Genomic DNA, 16,781 nt, shown 5'->3' with positions numbered 1-16,781 from the left:
AAACGAAAAACAACAACAACAACCAAAACCAGTTATTTTTTTGTTTTTTTTTGTTTTGGGGTGTGTCCCGCCCTTTCCCGCCCCCCCCCCCCGGGGGGGTGGGGCGGCGTTTCCGCGTGGTGCTCCGAGCGAACCGGTCAGGTCATGTCGTCGTAGCGGCGCTCGATCGGCGTCGGTGCGGCGATCGGCTCGGGGACGTCGATCGGCGCGACCACCTCGGCCCGCCCCGCGGCCTCCACCGGCTCGCCGGACAGGTCCAGCGGCGACACCTCGTCGTCGGCGACGCCCTCATACAACTCCCGGCCCCGGCCGCGCCGCTTGTCGTTGAGGAAGGCCACCCCGACCGCGATGAAGTAGAGCAGGGACAGCGCGGTGGCCAGCAGCGTCATGCCGAACGGGCCCGGGTCCGGCGTGGCGATCGCGGCGAACGCGAACGACACGAAGATCACCACGCGCCACCAGCTCAGCAGCCGCTTCGCGCTGGCCACGCCGGTAAAGTTGAGCATGAGCAGGATCAGCGGGAACTCGAACGCCACCCCGAACAGCAGGATCATGTTCGTGACGAACGAGATGTACCGCGTCACCTCCAGCTGGTTGGACGTCCCGGTCACCCCGGACTCCATCAGGAACCCGAGGCCCTTGTCCACCACGAAGTAGGCCAGCACCGCCCCGGCCGCGAACAGCGGCGCGGCGATGGACACGAAGACGTAGGCCCACTTGCGTTCGTGCCGGTGCAGACCGGGGGCGATGAACGCCCAGAGCTGGTAGAGCCAGACCGGCGCCCCGACGATGAGACCGATCCACAGCGCCAGCTTCAGCCGCAGGATGAACCCGTCCGCCGGTGCCAGCTGGAGGAACTTCTGGCACTCGCCGTCGACCATCACCCCGGGCAGCCGGCAGTACGGCTGCTGGAGGAGATCGAACGCCGGCTGAGAGAGCCAGAAGCCGACGATCAGGCCGACGACGATCCCCAGCGACGCGCGGAACAGTCGGTTGCGCAGCTCACGGATGTGCTCGACGAGCGTCATCGAGCCCTCGGAGGCCCGCTCGAAACCGCTCGGGCCGCGCTTCTTCAACGCGAAGGCCACGGTGGTGGGCCCGCCGGTCAGTTCTCGCGGACGCGCTGCACCGGGTCGACCGGCTGCTGCGGCTGCGGGGCGTACTGCTGCTGACCGGCCTGCGGCGGAAGCGGCTGGTAGCCGGCCTGCGCATCGGCCTTCTCGGCCAGGTCACGGTCGTCGTCGCGCAGGCTCTGGGTCTCGGCCTTGATGATCCGCATCGAGCGGCCCAGCGAACGGGCCGCGTCGGGGAGCCGCTTCGCGCCGAAGAGCAGGATCAGCACGACCACAAGGACGATGATGTGCCACGGCCTGAGGGCGCCCATGGGAAGCTCCAGTCGCTCAAGTGTCGGTCAGAGGTAGTCGGAGCCCATCGTACGTGCGTCGCAACGGGTTGCCACCTCACCGGGCCTGCCATTGCGGGCCTGGTCGGGTGAAGTCTCGACCAACCCGGAGCGTCCCGTCAACCACCCACTGCGGCGCGATTGTGCGCGCAACCGCCACCGAACGCGCAGCCAACAAGCGCCCGACCGACGGCCGTCGATCACCTCACCCGCTTGACCTTGATCAACGTCATCTGTTCCTGCGCGACGGCCGCCCGCTCCTGCAGCGCGGCGGCGCGCTCCTGAAGCGCCTCAGCGGCGGACCGCAGCGCCTCCGCCTCGGCCTGCCGACGCTGCAACGCCACCGCCGCCCGGCGCAGCCGGGGCAGCCGAACCAGCACCGGCCGGACCGCGAGGGCCAGCACGAGCAGCGGGAACAGCACGACCCCGAGCACGATCCACGTCACCACGGCGGTCAGCCTACTGGTTGCGGCCGGCCGCCGCCGGGTCGGCGCGCTCCACCGGCGTCGCGTACGCGTCGAGCGCGGCGACCGCCTGGGCGCGGACCTGCTCGGCCAGCTCGGCCGGGGCGATCACGGTGACGTCCGGGCCGAGCCCCAGCACGAACCGGCGGGCCCACCCGAGATCGGTCACCCGCAGCGACACCAGCCACTGCTCGCCGTCGGCCTCCACCCGCTCGCACGGGTAATATTCGGTGATCCACCGCTCGCCCCGGCCGATCCGCAGCGTGATCAGCGGCAGGTCCGGCGCGAGGCGGAACACCCCGTCGCTGAGATCCTGCGGGCGGGCCTGCGGCGGCACCACCGCCGCCTCGTCCAGCTCCGTGACCGCGTCGATCCGGTCGGCCCGGAACAGCCGGACCGCCTCGGCGCGGCGGCACCACGCCTCCACGTACGCCCGGCCACCGACCATCAGCATCCGCAGCGGGTCGACGGTCCGCTCGGTGGTCTCGTCCCGCGCGGCGGTGTAGTAGGTGATCCGCAGCGCCCGGCCGCCCTCCACGGCGGCCCGCAGCTCACGCACCCGGGCCGTGTCGGCGGGCAGCCGAACCTCCACCGGGGCGCCGGCCAGGTCCCCGGCCGCGCTCTCGATCTTGGCGAGGGCCCGCTCCACGGCCTCCCGGTTGGCCACCCCCGGCGTCTCGGCGAGCATCCGCAGCGCCACCACCAGGGCGAGCGCCTCGTCCGGGGTGAGCCGCAACGGCCGGTCGATCCCGGCGTCGTAGGTGATGGTGACCCGGTCGCCGTCGAACGCCATGTCGATCAGATCACCCGGGCCGTAGCCAGGCAGCCCGCACACCCACAGCAACTCCAGGTCCTCGCGCAGCTGCCGCTCGGTCGTCCCCAGGTCCCGCGCCGCCTCGGCGATCTCGATGCCGGGCCGGGCCAGCAGGTAGGGCACCAGATTGAGCAGCCGGGCGAGCCGGTCGGCGGAGGCACGGCCGCCACGGACCGTAGGCCGGGTCACCGGGCACCCCCGGCCAGCACCGGCTCGTCGTGCCGGGCCGCGATCTCCTTCAACCGCTGGATGACCGCCTCCCGCACCTCCGGCGGCTCCAACACCCGCACCTCCGGGCCATACCCGACGATCTGGCCGGCCAGGTAGTCGGCATCGGCGTACGGCAGGACCAGGCGGTCGCCGTCCGGCCCGCAGGTGCTCTCCGTCGCCCAGCGGCGCAGCCCGGCGGCCCGCCCCGGGGCCACCAGCACCATCGCCCGGCCGGTCCGCTCCACCGGCCCGGACCAGCGGGCCACATGGCTGATCAGGTCCACCCCGACGGGCGGCTCATACGCCCCGGGCCCACCGCTCACCCGGACCGCGCCCACCACCCGGGAGAGCCGGAAGCAACGGGTGGCCTCCCGATCCAGATCGTGGCCGACCACATACCACCGGCCGCGCCAGCAGACCACGCCCCACGGCTGCAACCGTCGACGGGTCGGGGCGTCCCGGTCCGGCACCCGGTAGTCGAAGTTGACCTCCCGCCGGTCTCGGGCCGCGGCGGTCAGCGGGGCGAACGCCGGGTCGACCGTCACCATCGGCTCCAGGCCCAGGGTCGCCTGCGGGTCCACGTCGATGCCGGCGGCGCGCAGCTTCGCCAGCCCGGACGAGGCGGCGGCGGCCAGGCCCGCGTGCTGCCACAGCCGCGCCGCGATGCCCACCGCCGCGGCCTCGTCCGGCTCCAGGGGAATGTCGGGCAGCGCGTACTCGCGGGGGGCGATCCGGTAGCCCGGCTCGGCGTCGAAGACGCTGGCCGTCCCGGTCTCCAACGGCACCCCGAGCTCCCGCAGCTCGGCCTTGTCCCGCTCGAACTTGCGCTGGAACGCCTCGTGGTCCTTCGCGTCCTCCGGATCGTGCTCGTAGCCGGGCACGGTCGCGGCGATCTGCGCGGCGGTGAGGAACCGTCGCGTGGACAGCAGGCAGATCACCAGGTTGACCAGGCGTTCGGTACGGCTCCGCGACACGGGTGAACGCTAGCAGCCCGCGCGCCGTGGACGCGCACCCGCGCGCCGACGACCCGACGCGCCCCGCCCCGCCGCCGGCCGATACCGTGCCCGACATGGTGCGATGGCGGTCCGGCACGGTCACGGCGGTACGGCGACGATGGGCCGGCGCGACGGAACTCGACGTCGACCTGCCCGACGGCGGCCGGATGCGCGCCCTCGCCTACCCGGCGCTGGTCGGCGAACCAGAGCCCGGCGACCGGGTGCTGCTCAACGCCGGCGCCCTGCTGATGGGCCTCGGCACCGGCGGGTACGCGCTGGTCGTCGCCCTGCCCGACCGGCTGCCCGCCGACCCGCCGCAGGCCGCCGACACCCGCGCGGCCGGTCACCTGGTCAAGGCCCGCTACACCCCGCTACAGCCGATCCTGCTCGGCGTCGACGAAGAGGCCTCCCCGCACCACGCCCGGCTGGCCGCCGCGGAAAGCCTCGACGGGATGCCGGTGGTCACCGCCGACCTGCACTCCGCCCTGCCGGCGATCCTCGCCGGCGTGCACGTCGACGCCCCCGACGCCCGAGTGGCGTACCTGCTCACCGACGGCGGGGCGCTGCCGGCCTGGTTCTCCCGCACCCTCGCCGGGCTCGCCGACCACCTCGTCGGCACGGTCAGCGTCGGTCAGGCGTTCGGCGGCGACCTGGAGGCGAGCACCCTGCACAGCGGCCTGCTCGCCGCCCGGCACGTGCTCCACGCCGACGTCGCGATCGTCGCCCAGGGCCCGGGCAACCTCGGCACCGGCACCCGCTGGGGCTTCTCCGGGGTGGCGGTCGGCGAGGCCGTCAACGCCGTCGCCGCCCTCGGCGGGCGGGCCGTCGGCTCGCTGCGCATCTCCGCCGCCGACCCCCGCCCTCGGCACCGCGGCGTCTCCCACCACAGCCTCACCGCGTACGGGCGGGTTGCCCTCGCCGCCGCGGAGCTGGTCGTGCCGGACCGCCTGGACCCGGCCCTCGCGGCCGAGGTGGCCACCGCGCTGGCACCCCTCGCCGACCGGCACCGGATCATCACCGTGCCCACCGACGGGCTGGACGCGGCGCTACGGGCCAGCCCGGTCGGCCTGTCGACGATGGGTCGCGGCCTCGACGCCGACCACGCCTATTTCCTCGCCGCGGCCGCCGCCGGCCGCCACGCCGCCCGACTGCTCGGCTGACCCGCCTGGCCGGCGACCGGACCGGCGTTCAGCTCACGCGGTAGCCGTGCGCGACGATACGCTCGGCAGACCGCTCGTACGCCTCCGGGTCCTGCGGTGCCCAGGTGCCCAGGCCGTCAACGTACCGGTTGAACATGCAGAATGCGGCGGCGATCAGCACCGTGTCGTGGATCTCCAGGTCGGTGGCCCCCTCGGCGCGGGCCGCGTCGACCAGCTCGACGGTGACCTCCCGGCCGCCACGCTGCACCGCCGCGGCGACCCGCAACAGCGCCCGCAGCTTGTCACTGACCGGTGCTGTGGCGGCATCCCGGCGAACCTGCTCCACCAGCGGCATCCCGGCCGGCAACTGGGCGGCGGCGAACGCCGAGTGTGACGAGCAGCAGAAGGTGCACTCGTTGAGGCCGGACACGTAGGCGGCGATGAGCTCCCGTTCGCCCGCGCTCAGCGTCGGATGCGCCGCGCGCAGCAGTTGCTCGGCGAGCGCGTTGAGCGGCCCCGCTGTCTCGGGGCGGAACAGCATCGGCCCGGTGATGCCCGGATACGCCTTTTCGTCAAGGCCAAGATCAATGTGTGCGATGACGCCGCCCTCCCTACCCGAGCCGGCCGTGGCCGGCAGTGCCGAACGCGGTCCACCTGGCAACCTGCCAGACTCCCCGCGCGGACCACACCTGCTTGCGTGCGGCGTTCGCGGCGCCGTCCCGCCCCACGGACCGGGTGCGACGAGGAGCGCACGGTCGAAGTCGCCACGCCGGCCCGGCCTCCCCCATCCTGACCAGGTATCCGGCTCCGGCCACCCCACGCACGTCACCGGCGCCAGCGCAGGGGCCTGCCGCCGGACGGGGCGGCCCCGTTGCGAAAGCGAGGCGCCATGTCACTGCGACAGCTCCCCGAACACCAGCTCGCCACCCCGGCGTCGTCCCGCCCCGGGCGCCGCCTCCGGGTCGCCTTGATCAGCGCGGCGGCCGGCATCCTGCTCGCCGTCCTGTGGTCGTTCGAACTGGTCGACAAGGTCATCGGCGACAACGTCGCGAACGCCGTACTCGGCCACGACGCCAAGGCGACCGCGATCACCGGTACGGCGGCCGGGCTGCTCTTCGCGTTCGTATCCGGCTTCGCCGGCACCTTCACCGCCTGCAACATCGCCATGGCCGCCTCGGTCGGCCCGATGAGCCAGGTGCCCGGCGCCGACAGCACCGCCGCGCCGCTGCGGGCCCTGCTGCGTCCCGTCGGCTGGCTCGCCCTCGGCATGACCGTGGTCTCGGCCGGCTACGGCGCCGTCGGCGTGCTGCTCGGCGACCGGCTTCCTCAGCTCTCCACCGACGTGGTGGGCGGGGTGCCGGTCCGCCTCATCCAGTCGTCCGTCGTGTTCGGCGTGATCGGCCTCGCGCTGACCTACCTCGGGCTGGCGACGCTCGGCCTGCTCCCCGACATCTTCGCCCGCCGGCCGGTCGGCCGGGTGGTGACGATGGGCGCGCTCGTCGGCGGGTTCCTCATCGGCCGCCCGTACCCGATGTTCAACAAGCTGTTCCACTGGGCCGTGGACACCGGGAACCCGGTCTACGGGGCGCTCGCCTTCACCCTCCAGTCGCTCGGCAACATCCTGCTCGTCACGCTGATCTTCGCGGTGATCGTGCTGGTCACCCGCGGCGGCTTCATCCGCTGGATGGCCGAGCCCCGCCGCGCCGCCGTGCTCACCGGCGCCCTGCTCGTCGCCCTGGGCATCTTCACGGTCGTCTACTGGGACGTACGACTGCCCGCCCGCTTCGGCATCGGCTGGTTCCCCATGATGCCGTACAAGTGACCTGACCGGCCGCCGCGCGAATCAGCCGGTGAGGAAGATCAACGCGAGCCAGGCGCCCACAATGATGATCAGGGCCGCCGCCAGCACCCAGGTCGGCACCTTGTACTCGCCACGGCGGTTCCGCTCGACCTCGGCGCGGATCTTCTCGCGGCGCCGGTCGATCCAGTTGAGCTTCTCGGCGCCGCTGTCCCGGCCAGAGGGTTCGGAAGTGTTCATCGCGACGTCAGCGTACCCGCACGCCGGTGGCCGGTGCCCATGGCACCAGCCACCGAAGCCCCCTCACATACTCGCGATCAGCCGCTCCACCCGCTCGTCATACGCCCGGAACGGATCCTTGCACAGCACCGTCCGCTGCGCCTGATCGTTCAGCTTCAGATGCACCCAGTCGACCGTGAAGTCCCGCCGCTTCTCCTGCGCGTGCCGGATGAACTCACCCCGCAGCCGCGCCCGGGTGGTCTGCGGCGGAGTCTCCTTGGCCTCGAAAATCTCCGGGTCGGTCGCCACCCGATCCACCTCGCCACGCCGCTCCAGCAACCCGTACAGGCCCCGCCCGCGCCGCAGATCGTGATAGGCCAAGTCCATCTGCGCCACCCGGGGATGCGCCAGCGGCAGGTCATGCTTACGCTGATACCGCTCGATCAGACGCAGCTTCGTCACCCAGTCGATCTCCCGGGCCACCGGATCCAGATCGCCGGTCTCCACCGACCGAAGCACCCGGGCCCACAGGTCCACCACCCGCTTCGCCGTCTGATCCCCGCCCCGGCGCTCCACGAACTCCGTCGCCTTCGCCAGATACTCCTGCTGAATCTCCAACGCGGAGATCTCCTTGCCCGAGGCCAGCCGCACCTTACGCCGGCCGGTGATGTCGTGCGACACCTCCCGGATCGCCCGGATCGGGTTCTCCAACGTCAAGTCCCGCATCACCACCCCGGCCTCGATCAACCGCAGCACGATGTCGGCGGTGCCCACCTTCAACATCGTGGTCACCTCATTCATGTTCGAATCACCGACGATCACGTGCAGCCGGCGGTACCGCTCCGCGTCCGCGTGCGGCTCGTCCCGGGTGTTGATGATCGGCCGACTCCGGGTGGTCGCCGAGGAAACCCCCTCCCAGATGTGCTCGGCCCGCTGCGACAGGCAGTAGACCGCCCCGCGCGGCGTCTGCAGCACCTTCCCGGCACCACAGATCAACTGCCGCGTCACCAGGAACGGAATCAGCACATCGGCCAGCCGACCAAACTCACCGTGCCGAGACACCAGATAGTTCTCGTGGCAGCCGTACGAGTTGCCGGCCGAATCAGTGTTGTTCTTGAACAGGTAGATCTCACCCGCGATGCCCTCGTCGTGCAGCCGCTTCTCCGCGTCGATGAGCAGACCCTCCAGGATTCGCTCCCCCGCCCGATCGTGCGCCACCAGATCGGTGACCGAATCGCACTCCGGCGTCGCATACTCCGGATGCGAGCCCACGTCCAGATACAGGCGGGCCCCGTTACGCAGGAAAACATTGCTCGACCGGCCCCACGACACCACCCGCCGGAACAGGTACCGCGCGACCTCGTCGGGGGACAGCCGGCGCTGCCCGCGATACGTGCAGGTGACGCCGTACTCGGTCTCGAGGCCGAAGATTCGCCGCTCCATGATGTGACATTAGCCGCCCGAAGCCCCAGATGGGCAGCGCTCAACCCAGCCATCTCACCCACGCCCGTCCCCAACCGTCAGGGCAACCCACCCCACGCAATTTCCACAACCGGTACGGTCGGCCACCGTGAGGATCCTCGTCACCGGCGGCGCCGGCTTCATCGGGTCGACGTACGTCCGGCGACTGCTCACCGGCGCCGAGCCGGCCCTCCACGTGGACGCCGTCACCGTGCTCGACGCGCACACCTACGCCGCCACCGAGGACGCCCTCGAACCGGTCCGCGCCGACCCCCGCCTACGGACCGTCCACGGCGACGTCCGCGACCCCGACCTCGTCGACGCCACCGTCCGCGGACACGACACCGTCGTACACCTCGCCGCCGAGTCGCACGTGGACCGCTCCATCACCGCAGCCGCCACCTTCGTCACCACCAACGTGGTCGGCACCCAGAACCTGCTCGACGCCGCCCTACGGCACGGCATCCACCGGTTCGTGCAGGTCTCCACCGACGAGGTGTACGGCTCGATCGCCACCGGCTCATGGACCGAACAGGCGCCACTGAACCCCAGCTCCCCGTACTCGGCCAGCAAAGCCACCGGCCACCTGCTCGCCCTCGCCTACCACCCACGGCCGGGCCGGCGGCGTCTACCACCTCGGCGGCACCGAACTGACCAACCGCGAACTGACCGACCGGCTACTGACCGCCTGCGACGCCGGCGGGGACCGCGTCGCGCCGGTCGCCGACCGCAAAGGCCACGACCGGCGCTACGCGCTGGACTCCACCACCACCCACCGGGACCTGGGCTGGACCCCCACCACCGACCTCGACAACGGGCTCACCGCCACCGTGGAGTGGTACCGCGACAACCGCGCCTGGTGGGAACCCCTCAAACCACACCGCTGACGCGGGTCATCACTCCCCGGACTGCTCGTCCTGCTGCCCCTCCAGGTCGGCCGAGCCCGCCGACGAGAGCGGCTTCTTCGCCTCCCCGGTCGGCACCGTCGGAGTCTGCGCCCGCCCCGGCGCCGGCGCGGTGTCCGCGCTCGCATCCCCTTCCAGCAGCGCGGTCAACCCCGCCCCGATCACCCGCCGGAACGTACGCCCGACCCGGCGCCGATCCAGGACCGCCACCTCCAACTGGTTCGCGGCGATCGAACGAGCCGCCCCGCCCTCCCCGCCGACGCTGCCCAGCGCCTTCACCGCCGCCCGGACCGCCTCCGACAGCGACATCTCCGGCCGGTGCTCGTTCTTCAACACCCCGGTGATCGCCTCGGCCTGCCCGCCCATCGCCATCCGGCCCGGCTCATCATTGACCGAACCGTCATACGTCACCCGATAGAGCGAATCGTCATCCGGCGTCGCGCCCACCTCCGCCACGCAGATCTCCACCTCGAACGGCTTCGACTGCTCGGTGAAGATGGCACCCAGCGTCTGCGCGTACGCGTTGGCCAGGGCCAAGCCGTTCACGTCCCGCCGGTCATAGCTCAGACCGTTCAGATCGGCCATCCGCACCCCCGCACGGCGCAGATTCTCGAACTCGTTGTACCGGCCCACCGCGGCGAAACCGATCCGGTCGTAAATCTCACTGACCTTGTGCAGGGTGCTGGACAGGTTCTCCGCGACGAAGAGCACCCCACCCTCGTAGCTCAAGACCACCGCGCTGCGGCCCCGGGCAATGCCCTTGCGGGCCAACTCGGAACGATCGCGCATGATCTGCTCGGGCGAGGCGTAGAACTGCATGGCCACGGCGGCGGTTCTCCTTCGGGCGCTGTACTGCGGAATGCTGACGGGTGAGGTGGGAGCGGGATCAGCCGCCCGGGTTCTCCATCCGGCCGGCCACCACGCCTTCCGCGATCGTGGCCGTCTCGGCCTCGGTGAGCCGGTGCGTGCCGTCCGCCGTCGCGGTCATCACCACCGGATAGATCCGACGGGTCAGATCCGGGCCACCGGTGGCGGTGTCGTCATCGGCCGCGTCATAGAGCGCCTCGACCGCCAGCCGCATCGCGTCGTCGATCGACAGGCCCACCCGGAACCGCTTCTTCAACGCCGACTTGGCGAACAGCGAACCGGACCCGATCGCGTCGTAGCCGGTCTCCTCGTACGGGCCGCCGGTCACGTCGAAGCTGAAAATCCGCCCGGCCCGCGCCGGATCCTTCGCGGCCAGGTCGAAGCCGGCGAAGAGCGGAATCACCGCGAGGCCCTGCATGGCCGCGCCCAGGTTGCCCCGGATCATCGACGCCAGCCGGTTGGCCTTGCCGTCGAGCGAGAGCATCGCGCCCTCGATCTTCTCGTAGTGCTCCAGCTCCACCTGGAACAGTCGCATCAGCTCGATGCCGATGCCCGCGGTGCCCGCGATGCCGACCAGCGAGTACGCGTCGGCCGGGTGCACCTTCTCGATGTCCCGCTGGGCGATCAGGTTGCCCATCGTGGCGCGCCGGTCGCCGGCCATCACCACGCCACCGGCGGCCGAGATGGCCACGATGGTCGTCGCGTGCGGCGCCAGGTCGGCGGCCATGCCGGGCGGCAGCGCCCGCCGGCCGGGCAGCATCTCGGGGGCCACCTTGCTCAGGAACGCTGTGAAGGAGGACGTCCCCGCGTTGGTGAACACATCTGGTAGACGCCCGGATGGATCAAAACCCGCTGCCACGTGGTTCCTCTCAGGTACGTGATCGCCCTGGTCAGCCTCGCGGGACTGTCGCGGAACTGGCCAAGACCACCGTTGCAGTTAAAGCAGAGTATCCCGCGCACCCATCCGGTGCGATGATCGTGGTCCACATGTTCCGGATCGGGGGCGCCGCAGACCGCGCAGACGCCGCCCTGCTCGGCCAGGAGCTCCTGGACCTCCTTCTCCCCGATCCCGTACCGCCGGCGCAGGTGATACTCGCGTGTGCCGCCGTAGAGCCGCTGCGCGGTCACCTTGCCCCGGACGTTGTGGCACGGCTTGCAGTAGCTGTGCCGTCCGCTGGCCTTCTTCGTTCGCGGAAAGTCCTCAAGCGGCGTGACCTGGTCGCAGTCCGGGCACCATTTCGACCCGGCAGGAACCGGCGACGACGGCTTCTTCTGCGGTCCGATTCCGCGCTTGCGGCGGCTCGCCTCTGAGCGGGCCGCCGCGCAGGTCTTGCAGTAGTAGGCGAGACCGTCCACCCGCCGCCGGTTGCGATGGAACTCCGTGACGGGCAACAGCCGCTCAGACTGCGGGCATTCCTTGTCCGATTCGCTGGGCAAATCGGACATTTCTCTCATTCACCCCCTTTTTGTACATATCCCCTCACGAATTCCTCTGCGTTTTCTTCGAGGACGGAGTCGATCTCGTCGAGCAGGTCGTCGACGTCCTCGGTGATCTCGGCGTGCCGCTCGGCAACCTCGGGGTTGGCCTGCGCGGTGACCTCCTCGACCTCTTCGTGCGACTTGCCGTGCTGGGTCTGGCCGCCTTCTTGGGTCGCCATCGTTGCCTCCTCCACGATCGCCTGCGATCAACTTACCTCGGGCGAGCGACGAAAAGCCCGCCGCGCGCCGGGTTCCAGCGCGGGGCGGGCTTTCCGGCATCCGGCTCAGCCGCCGGTCAGCGTCTCCAGCAGGTCCTTAGCGGTGTCGCACCGGTCGAACAACGCCCCGACGTGCTTACGGGTGCCCCGCTCGGGTTCCATCATCGGCACCCGGACCAGCGACTCGCGGCCCACGTCGAAGATGACCGAGTCCCAGCTGGCGGCGACCACCTCGGAGGCGTACTGGGCCAGGCAGCGACCCCGGAAGTAGGCCCGGGTGTCCTCCGGCGGCTCGGTCATCGCGGTGCGCGTCTGCTCATCGTCGAGCAGGGTCTTCATCGCCCCCCGCGAGACGAGCCGGTGGTAGAGGCCCTTCTCCGGCCGGACGTCGGAGTACTGCAGGTCGACCAGTTGGAGCTTGTGCGCGCCCCAGCCGAGCTGCTCCCGCTCCCGGTAGCCCTCCAGCAGCCGCAGCTTGGCCACCCAATCCAGCTCGTCGGCGCAGAGGAACGCGTCGCGGCCGAGCCGGTCCAGCACGCTCTCCCAGCGGTCGAGAACGTCGACGGTCTGCTCGTCGACGTCGTCGCCGTACCGGTCGTCCACGAAGGAGCGGACCCGCTCCAGGTACGCCCACTGCACGTCCAGGGCGGTGAGCCTGCGGCCGTCCCGCATCCGCATCCGGTGCGTGAGCGACGGGTCGTGGCTGACCGCGCGCAGCTCGCCGACCGGGTCGGCGATGCCGAGGTCGGAGCCGAGCGCCTTCTCCTCGATCATGGTGAGGATCAGCGCGGTGGTGCCGACCTTCAGGTAGGTGGAGATCTCCGACAGGTTGGCGTCGCCGATGATGACGTGCAGTCGGCGATACTTGTCGGCGTCCGCGTGCGGCTCGTCGCGGGTGTTGATGATCGGCCGTTTGAGGGTGGTCTCGAGGCCCACCTCGACCTCGAAGAAGTCCGCCCGCTGGGAGATCTGGAAGCCGCTCTGGCTCCCGTCCTGGCCGATGCCGACCCGGCCGGCGCCGCAGACGATCTGGCGGGTGACGAAGAACGGCGTCAGGTACGCCACGATGTCGGCGAACGGGGTCTGCCGCCGCATCAGGTAGTTCTCGTGGGCGCCGTAGCTGGCGCCCTTGTTGTCGGTGTTGTTTTTGTAGAGGTGGATGGGGTGGGTGCCGGGGATGGTGGCGGCCCGCTTGGCCGCTTCGGCCATCACCCGCTCCCCCGCCTTGTCCCAGCGCACCACGTCGAGGGGGTTGGTCACCTCGGGGGTGGAGTATTCCGGGTGGGCGTGGTCGACGTAGAGCCGAGCGCCGTTGGTGAGTATGACGTTGGCCAGCCCCAGGTCCTCGTCGGCAAGCGCCTCGGCCGGGTCGTAGGCCGCCCCGGAGTAGGTGAAGCCTCGGGCGTCGCGCAGCGGCGACTCTTCTTCGTAGTCCCAGCGGGCCCGGCCGCCTCGGTTGAGCTCCGGGCGCGCCCCGTAGGCGTTGACCACCTGTGAGGAGGTGACCATCGGGTTGGCTCCGGCCTGGCCGGGCACGGAGATGCCGTATTCGACCTCGGTACCCATGATCCGTCTGACGCTCATCGACCTGCCCGCTCCGCTCGCCGTTCCGGTCCCCCGTCACGTCGAGGGTAGTCGTCGCCCGGCTGAAAAGGGGGTGGCTGCCCCGGGCTGTCCGGTGTGGCGGGTTACGGCGGGTCGGACGGGACGCGCGCAGGCCCGCGACGTGGGTGCGTCGCGGACCTGGCGTGGTGCCGTCGGGCCTGCTACAGGTATTGGCCGGTGTTGCTGGCGGTCTCTATCGACCTGCCGGCCTCCGCGCCCTTGCCGCCGGAGACGAGCGTGCGAATGTAGACGATCCGCTCGCCCTTCTTGCCGGAGATGCGGGCCCAGTCGTCGGGGTTGGTGGTGTTGGGCAGGTCCTCGTTTTCGCGGAACTCGTCGACGCAGGCGTCGAGGAGGTGCTGCAGTCGCATCCCTTTGCGCCCGGAGGTGAGGAACTCCTTGATGGCCATCTTCTTTCCCCGGTCGACGATGTTCTGGATCATCGCACCGGAGTTGAAGTCCTTGAAGTAGAGGACTTCCTTGTCGCCGTTGGCGTAGGTGACCTCGAGGAAGCGGTTGTCCTCGGTTTCCGAGTACATCCGCAGCACGACCGCGTCGATCATCGCCGCCACGGTGGCCTGCGGGTCGCCGCCGTGCTCGGCCAGGTCGTCGGCGTGTAGCGGCAGGCCGGGAAGGATGTACTTGGAGAAGATGTCCTTGGCCGCCTCGGCGTCCGGCCGCTCGATTTTGATCTTGACGTCGAGCCGGCCGGGGCGCAGGATCGCCGGGTCGATCATGTCTTCCCGGTTGGAGGCGCCGATGACGATGACGTTCTCCAGGCCCTCGACGCCATCGATCTCGCTGAGCAGCTGCGGAACGATGGTGTTCTCCACGTCGGAGGAGACGCCGGAGCCGCGGGTGCGGAAGACCGAGTCCATCTCGTCGAAGAACACGATCACCGGGGTGCCCTCGCCGGCCTTTTCCCGCGCCCGCTGGAAGATCAGCCGGATGTGTCGCTCGGTCTCGCCGACGTACTTGTTGAGCAGCTCGGGGCCCTTGATGTTGAGGAAGAAGCTGGTGTGCTTCTCCTCGCCCCGCTTCTCGGCGATCTTCTTGGCGAGGGAGTTGGCCACCGCCTTGGCGATCAGGGTCTTGCCGCAGCCGGGCGGGCCGTAGAGAAGGATGCCCTTCGGCGGCCGGAGCTGGTGCTCGCGGAACAGGTCGGCGTGCAGGAACGGCAGCTCCACCGCGTCGCGGATCTGCTCGATCTGCGTGTGGAGGCCGCCGATGTCCTCGTAGTCGACGTCGGGCACCTCCTCCAGCACGAGCTCCTCGACCTCGCTCTTCGGGATCCGCTCGTACGCGTACGCCGAGCGGGGCTCGATCATGAGCGAGTCGCCGGCCCGGATCGCGCTGCCGATCAGGGTCTCGGCGAGGTGCACGATGCGCTCCTCGTCGGAGTGCGAGACCACCAGCGCCCGGTCGCCCGGCGCGCCGTCGGGACCCGCGAGGATCTCCTTGAGCATCACGACCTCGCCGACCCGCTCGTAACCGAACGCGTCGACGATGTTGAGCGCGTCGTTGAGCAGGACCTCCTGCCCACGGCGCAGGTCGTCGACCTCGAGCGAGGGCGAGACGGCCACCCGAAGCTTGCGCCCGCCGGTGAACACGTCCACCGTGCCGTCGTCGTGCTTGGCAAGGAAGACACCGTAGCCACTCGGTGGTTGGGCGAGGCGGTCGATCTCCTCCTTGAGCGTCACGATCTGCGCGCGAGCCTCCTTGAGGGTGCTCACGAGCCGTTCGTTGTTCTCGGTCAGCCGCGCCAACTGTGCCTGGGTGGCCGCCAGCCGCTCTTCGAGCTGCCGGACGTGTCGGGGGCTTTCAGTCAACTTGCGCCGCACCAGGGCGAGTTCCTCTTGCAGGAACGCGACCTGCGTGGAGAGATCGTGGGCCTCCTTCTCCCACCGTGCGGCGCGCGAGTCCGCGTCGTCGCTGCGTGCCACGTCCCACCTCCCCGGGGGGCTTGAACGTTCTGAGCTAACACTAGCCGCTATGAGCCCGATTCGGTCCCACGCAACGCGCTCGTCACCGAAGCTTGATCGCCAAGGGCTGGTCGTCGGGCGGGTACCGGCGTTCGGGTACCGTCGGGGCGTGGGACGGGAGAACATGGGGGGTGCACCGGTGGCGGAGGTCGCGACGGACCAGCTTCAGGTCTGGGTGGATCAGGACCTCTGCACGGGCGACGGGCTGTGCGTGCAGTACGCGCCCGAGGTCTTCGAGTTCGACGTCGACGGCCTGGCGTACGTCAAGGGCCCCGACGGCGAGCTGCGGCAGTCCGCGGGCGCCCGGGTCGACGTGCCGGAGCACCTGCGCCTCGAGGTGATCGACTCGGCGAAGGAGTGCCCGGGCGAGTGCATCCACGTGGTGCGCGGCAGCGACGGTGTTGAGGTGGCCGGGCCGGACGCCGAGGAGGACTGACCCCGACGAGACGTGCGGCGCGGGTCGGGGATGGGTGTCCCCGACCCGCGCCGCGTTTCACAGCAGGGGCCGGCCGACGACCGAGGCGACCAGGCGGGCGAACTCCTCCAGCCGGGCGATCTGGCCGGCGCCGCCGTCGTCGAGGGTCTTGCCGAAGCGCAGCGCGTCGTGCCGGGGCGCGCCGACGACCTCGTCGCTGGGCGGCGCCTCGTCCAGGGAGCTGAGCAGCAGGTAGACGTCGATGCTGTCGACCCGGGCCCCGCCGGTGTCCGAGCGGGTGAGCCGCCGCCGGCAGCCGACCTCGGTGACCGTGGAGACCGGCACCACCCGCAGTGAGGACGTCATCGAGCCGGGCGGCCCCTCCCCCGGCGGCACGTCCTCGCCGTGCCACAGGATCAGGCGGCTGCCGTCGCAGACGACGACCTCCTGCCACACGCCGTTGACCTCGTTGACGAAGCGTTCCAGGGTGAAGCCGAGCACGGAGGCGCCGCGCAGCACCCCGCCGAGGGCTTCCAGTGCGATGTCCGGGTCACGCAGGTAGGCCCGGGCGGCGGACTCCAGTTCGGTGTACGGCGACCAGTCCGGAAAGACGGCGGGCAGGTCGCCGTTGCCGTAGCCGGGTTTGCTCATGCCGCCGCCTCCCGGTGTTCCCGCAGCTGCCGGTCCCGTCCGCCGGGGCGCTCGCCGCGCACCCCGATCCGCTCGCTGATGGCACTACCTCCACCCGTCCGGTGCTGTCCCCGCCGGGACACATGATCCAGCCGCGCACTGCCGGCCACGCCGCAGG

The 16,781-nt window shown here is 70.7% G+C and carries 18 protein-coding genes and 1 pseudogene; 4 read left to right on the top strand and 15 right to left on the bottom strand.

Annotated features, from left to right (window positions below):
* Nucleotides 1–137: 137 nt before the first annotated feature.
* From tatC to ABZ671_RS28805, 5 genes are all read right to left on the bottom strand, one after another.
* Nucleotides 138–1,088: a twin-arginine translocase subunit TatC gene (gene tatC / locus ABZ671_RS28825; RefSeq protein ID WP_357864036.1), complete on the bottom strand. Its 951-nt coding sequence runs from the start codon at nucleotides 1,086–1,088 to the stop codon at nucleotides 138–140.
* A 17-nt stretch (nucleotides 1,089–1,105) separates the two neighbouring features.
* A complete protein-coding gene (gene tatA, locus ABZ671_RS28820) occupies nucleotides 1,106–1,384 on the bottom strand; it encodes a Sec-independent protein translocase subunit TatA (RefSeq protein ID WP_357864034.1) in 279 nt (92 codons plus the stop codon).
* A 218-nt stretch (nucleotides 1,385–1,602) separates the two neighbouring features.
* Complete coding sequence (locus ABZ671_RS28815) at nucleotides 1,603–1,851, bottom strand: hypothetical protein (protein ID WP_357864032.1); 249 nt, start codon at nucleotides 1,849–1,851, stop codon at nucleotides 1,603–1,605.
* Nucleotides 1,852–1,861: 10 nt separating this feature from the next.
* Entirely contained in the window at nucleotides 1,862–2,869 is a 1,008-nt protein-coding gene (locus ABZ671_RS28810; RefSeq protein ID WP_357864030.1) for a YafY family protein, read from the bottom strand.
* On the bottom strand, nucleotides 2,866–3,864 hold the full coding sequence (locus ABZ671_RS28805) for a WYL domain-containing protein (RefSeq protein ID WP_357864028.1): 999 nt from the start codon (nucleotides 3,862–3,864) through the stop codon (nucleotides 2,866–2,868). Before ABZ671_RS28805 ends, ABZ671_RS28810 begins: the two co-directional genes overlap by 4 nt.
* A 95-nt stretch (nucleotides 3,865–3,959) precedes the next feature.
* On the opposite strand from ABZ671_RS28805, the gene ABZ671_RS28800 reads away from it, so the two are divergent.
* A complete protein-coding gene (locus ABZ671_RS28800; RefSeq protein ID WP_357864026.1) occupies nucleotides 3,960–5,045 on the top strand; it encodes a DUF3866 family protein in 1,086 nt (361 codons plus the stop codon).
* 28 nt (nucleotides 5,046–5,073) lie between these two features.
* Here ABZ671_RS28800 and ABZ671_RS28795 read toward each other — a convergent pair whose 3' ends face one another.
* Nucleotides 5,074–5,622, bottom strand: a complete 549-nt coding sequence (locus tag ABZ671_RS28795; RefSeq protein WP_357864042.1) for a carboxymuconolactone decarboxylase family protein — start codon at nucleotides 5,620–5,622, stop codon at nucleotides 5,074–5,076.
* A gap of 291 nt (nucleotides 5,623–5,913) precedes the next feature.
* Here ABZ671_RS28795 and ABZ671_RS28790 point away from each other — a divergent pair, with 291 nt between their 5' ends.
* The gene (locus ABZ671_RS28790) at nucleotides 5,914–6,846 is read left to right on the top strand and encodes a hypothetical protein (RefSeq protein ID WP_357864025.1); all 933 of its coding nucleotides are present in this window, start codon (nucleotides 5,914–5,916) and stop codon (nucleotides 6,844–6,846) included.
* 21 nt (nucleotides 6,847–6,867) lie between these two features.
* Here ABZ671_RS28790 and ABZ671_RS28785 read toward each other — a convergent pair whose 3' ends face one another.
* Nucleotides 6,868–7,062: a hypothetical protein gene (locus ABZ671_RS28785; protein WP_357864023.1), complete on the bottom strand. Its 195-nt coding sequence runs from the start codon at nucleotides 7,060–7,062 to the stop codon at nucleotides 6,868–6,870.
* Nucleotides 7,063–7,125: 63 nt separating this feature from the next.
* Nucleotides 7,126–8,484: a Pup--protein ligase gene (gene pafA, locus ABZ671_RS28780; protein WP_357864021.1), complete on the bottom strand. Its 1,359-nt coding sequence runs from the start codon at nucleotides 8,482–8,484 to the stop codon at nucleotides 7,126–7,128.
* Nucleotides 8,485–8,611: 127 nt separating this feature from the next.
* Between pafA and ABZ671_RS28775 the strand changes: the two are divergent.
* Nucleotides 8,612–9,389, top strand: a pseudogene (locus tag ABZ671_RS28775) (GDP-mannose 4,6-dehydratase).
* Between the two features lie 9 nt (nucleotides 9,390–9,398).
* Here the strand turns inward: ABZ671_RS28775 and prcA are convergent.
* From prcA to arc, 6 genes are all read right to left on the bottom strand, one after another.
* A complete protein-coding gene (gene prcA, locus ABZ671_RS28770; protein WP_357864020.1) occupies nucleotides 9,399–10,232 on the bottom strand; it encodes a proteasome subunit alpha in 834 nt (277 codons plus the stop codon).
* Nucleotides 10,233–10,293: 61 nt separating this feature from the next.
* On the bottom strand, nucleotides 10,294–11,133 hold the full coding sequence (gene prcB / locus ABZ671_RS28765) for a proteasome subunit beta (RefSeq protein WP_357864018.1): 840 nt from the start codon (nucleotides 11,131–11,133) through the stop codon (nucleotides 10,294–10,296).
* Nucleotides 11,052–11,720, bottom strand: coding sequence for an endonuclease VII domain-containing protein (locus tag ABZ671_RS28760; RefSeq protein WP_357864015.1), 669 nt, complete (start codon nucleotides 11,718–11,720; stop codon nucleotides 11,052–11,054). The genes prcB and ABZ671_RS28760 overlap by 82 nt, the downstream gene beginning before the upstream one ends.
* Nucleotides 11,721–11,725: 5 nt before the next feature.
* Entirely contained in the window at nucleotides 11,726–11,932 is a 207-nt protein-coding gene (locus tag ABZ671_RS28755) for a ubiquitin-like protein Pup (protein WP_091118071.1), read from the bottom strand.
* Nucleotides 11,933–12,037: 105 nt separating this feature from the next.
* The gene (gene dop / locus ABZ671_RS28750; protein WP_357864012.1) at nucleotides 12,038–13,555 is read right to left on the bottom strand and encodes a depupylase/deamidase Dop; all 1,518 of its coding nucleotides are present in this window, start codon (nucleotides 13,553–13,555) and stop codon (nucleotides 12,038–12,040) included.
* Between the two features lie 182 nt (nucleotides 13,556–13,737).
* A complete protein-coding gene (arc, locus tag ABZ671_RS28745) occupies nucleotides 13,738–15,519 on the bottom strand; it encodes a proteasome ATPase (RefSeq protein WP_357864011.1) in 1,782 nt (593 codons plus the stop codon).
* A 178-nt stretch (nucleotides 15,520–15,697) separates the two neighbouring features.
* Here arc and ABZ671_RS28740 point away from each other — a divergent pair, with 178 nt between their 5' ends.
* Nucleotides 15,698–15,994, top strand: coding sequence for a ferredoxin (locus ABZ671_RS28740; RefSeq protein WP_357864040.1), 297 nt, complete (start codon nucleotides 15,698–15,700; stop codon nucleotides 15,992–15,994).
* Nucleotides 15,995–16,051: 57 nt separating this feature from the next.
* Here the strand turns inward: ABZ671_RS28740 and ABZ671_RS28735 are convergent, their stop codons facing one another.
* Complete coding sequence (locus tag ABZ671_RS28735) at nucleotides 16,052–16,624, bottom strand: hypothetical protein (RefSeq protein ID WP_357864009.1); 573 nt, start codon at nucleotides 16,622–16,624, stop codon at nucleotides 16,052–16,054.
* Nucleotides 16,625–16,781: the final 157 nt, after the last annotated feature.

The organism is Micromonospora sp. NPDC006766 (assembly GCF_040636055.1).
Classification (GTDB): domain Bacteria; phylum Actinomycetota; class Actinomycetes; order Mycobacteriales; family Micromonosporaceae; genus Micromonospora.
Note: the sequence above shows the minus strand (reverse complement) of the source record. Positions and strands in the feature narration are given on the sequence as shown.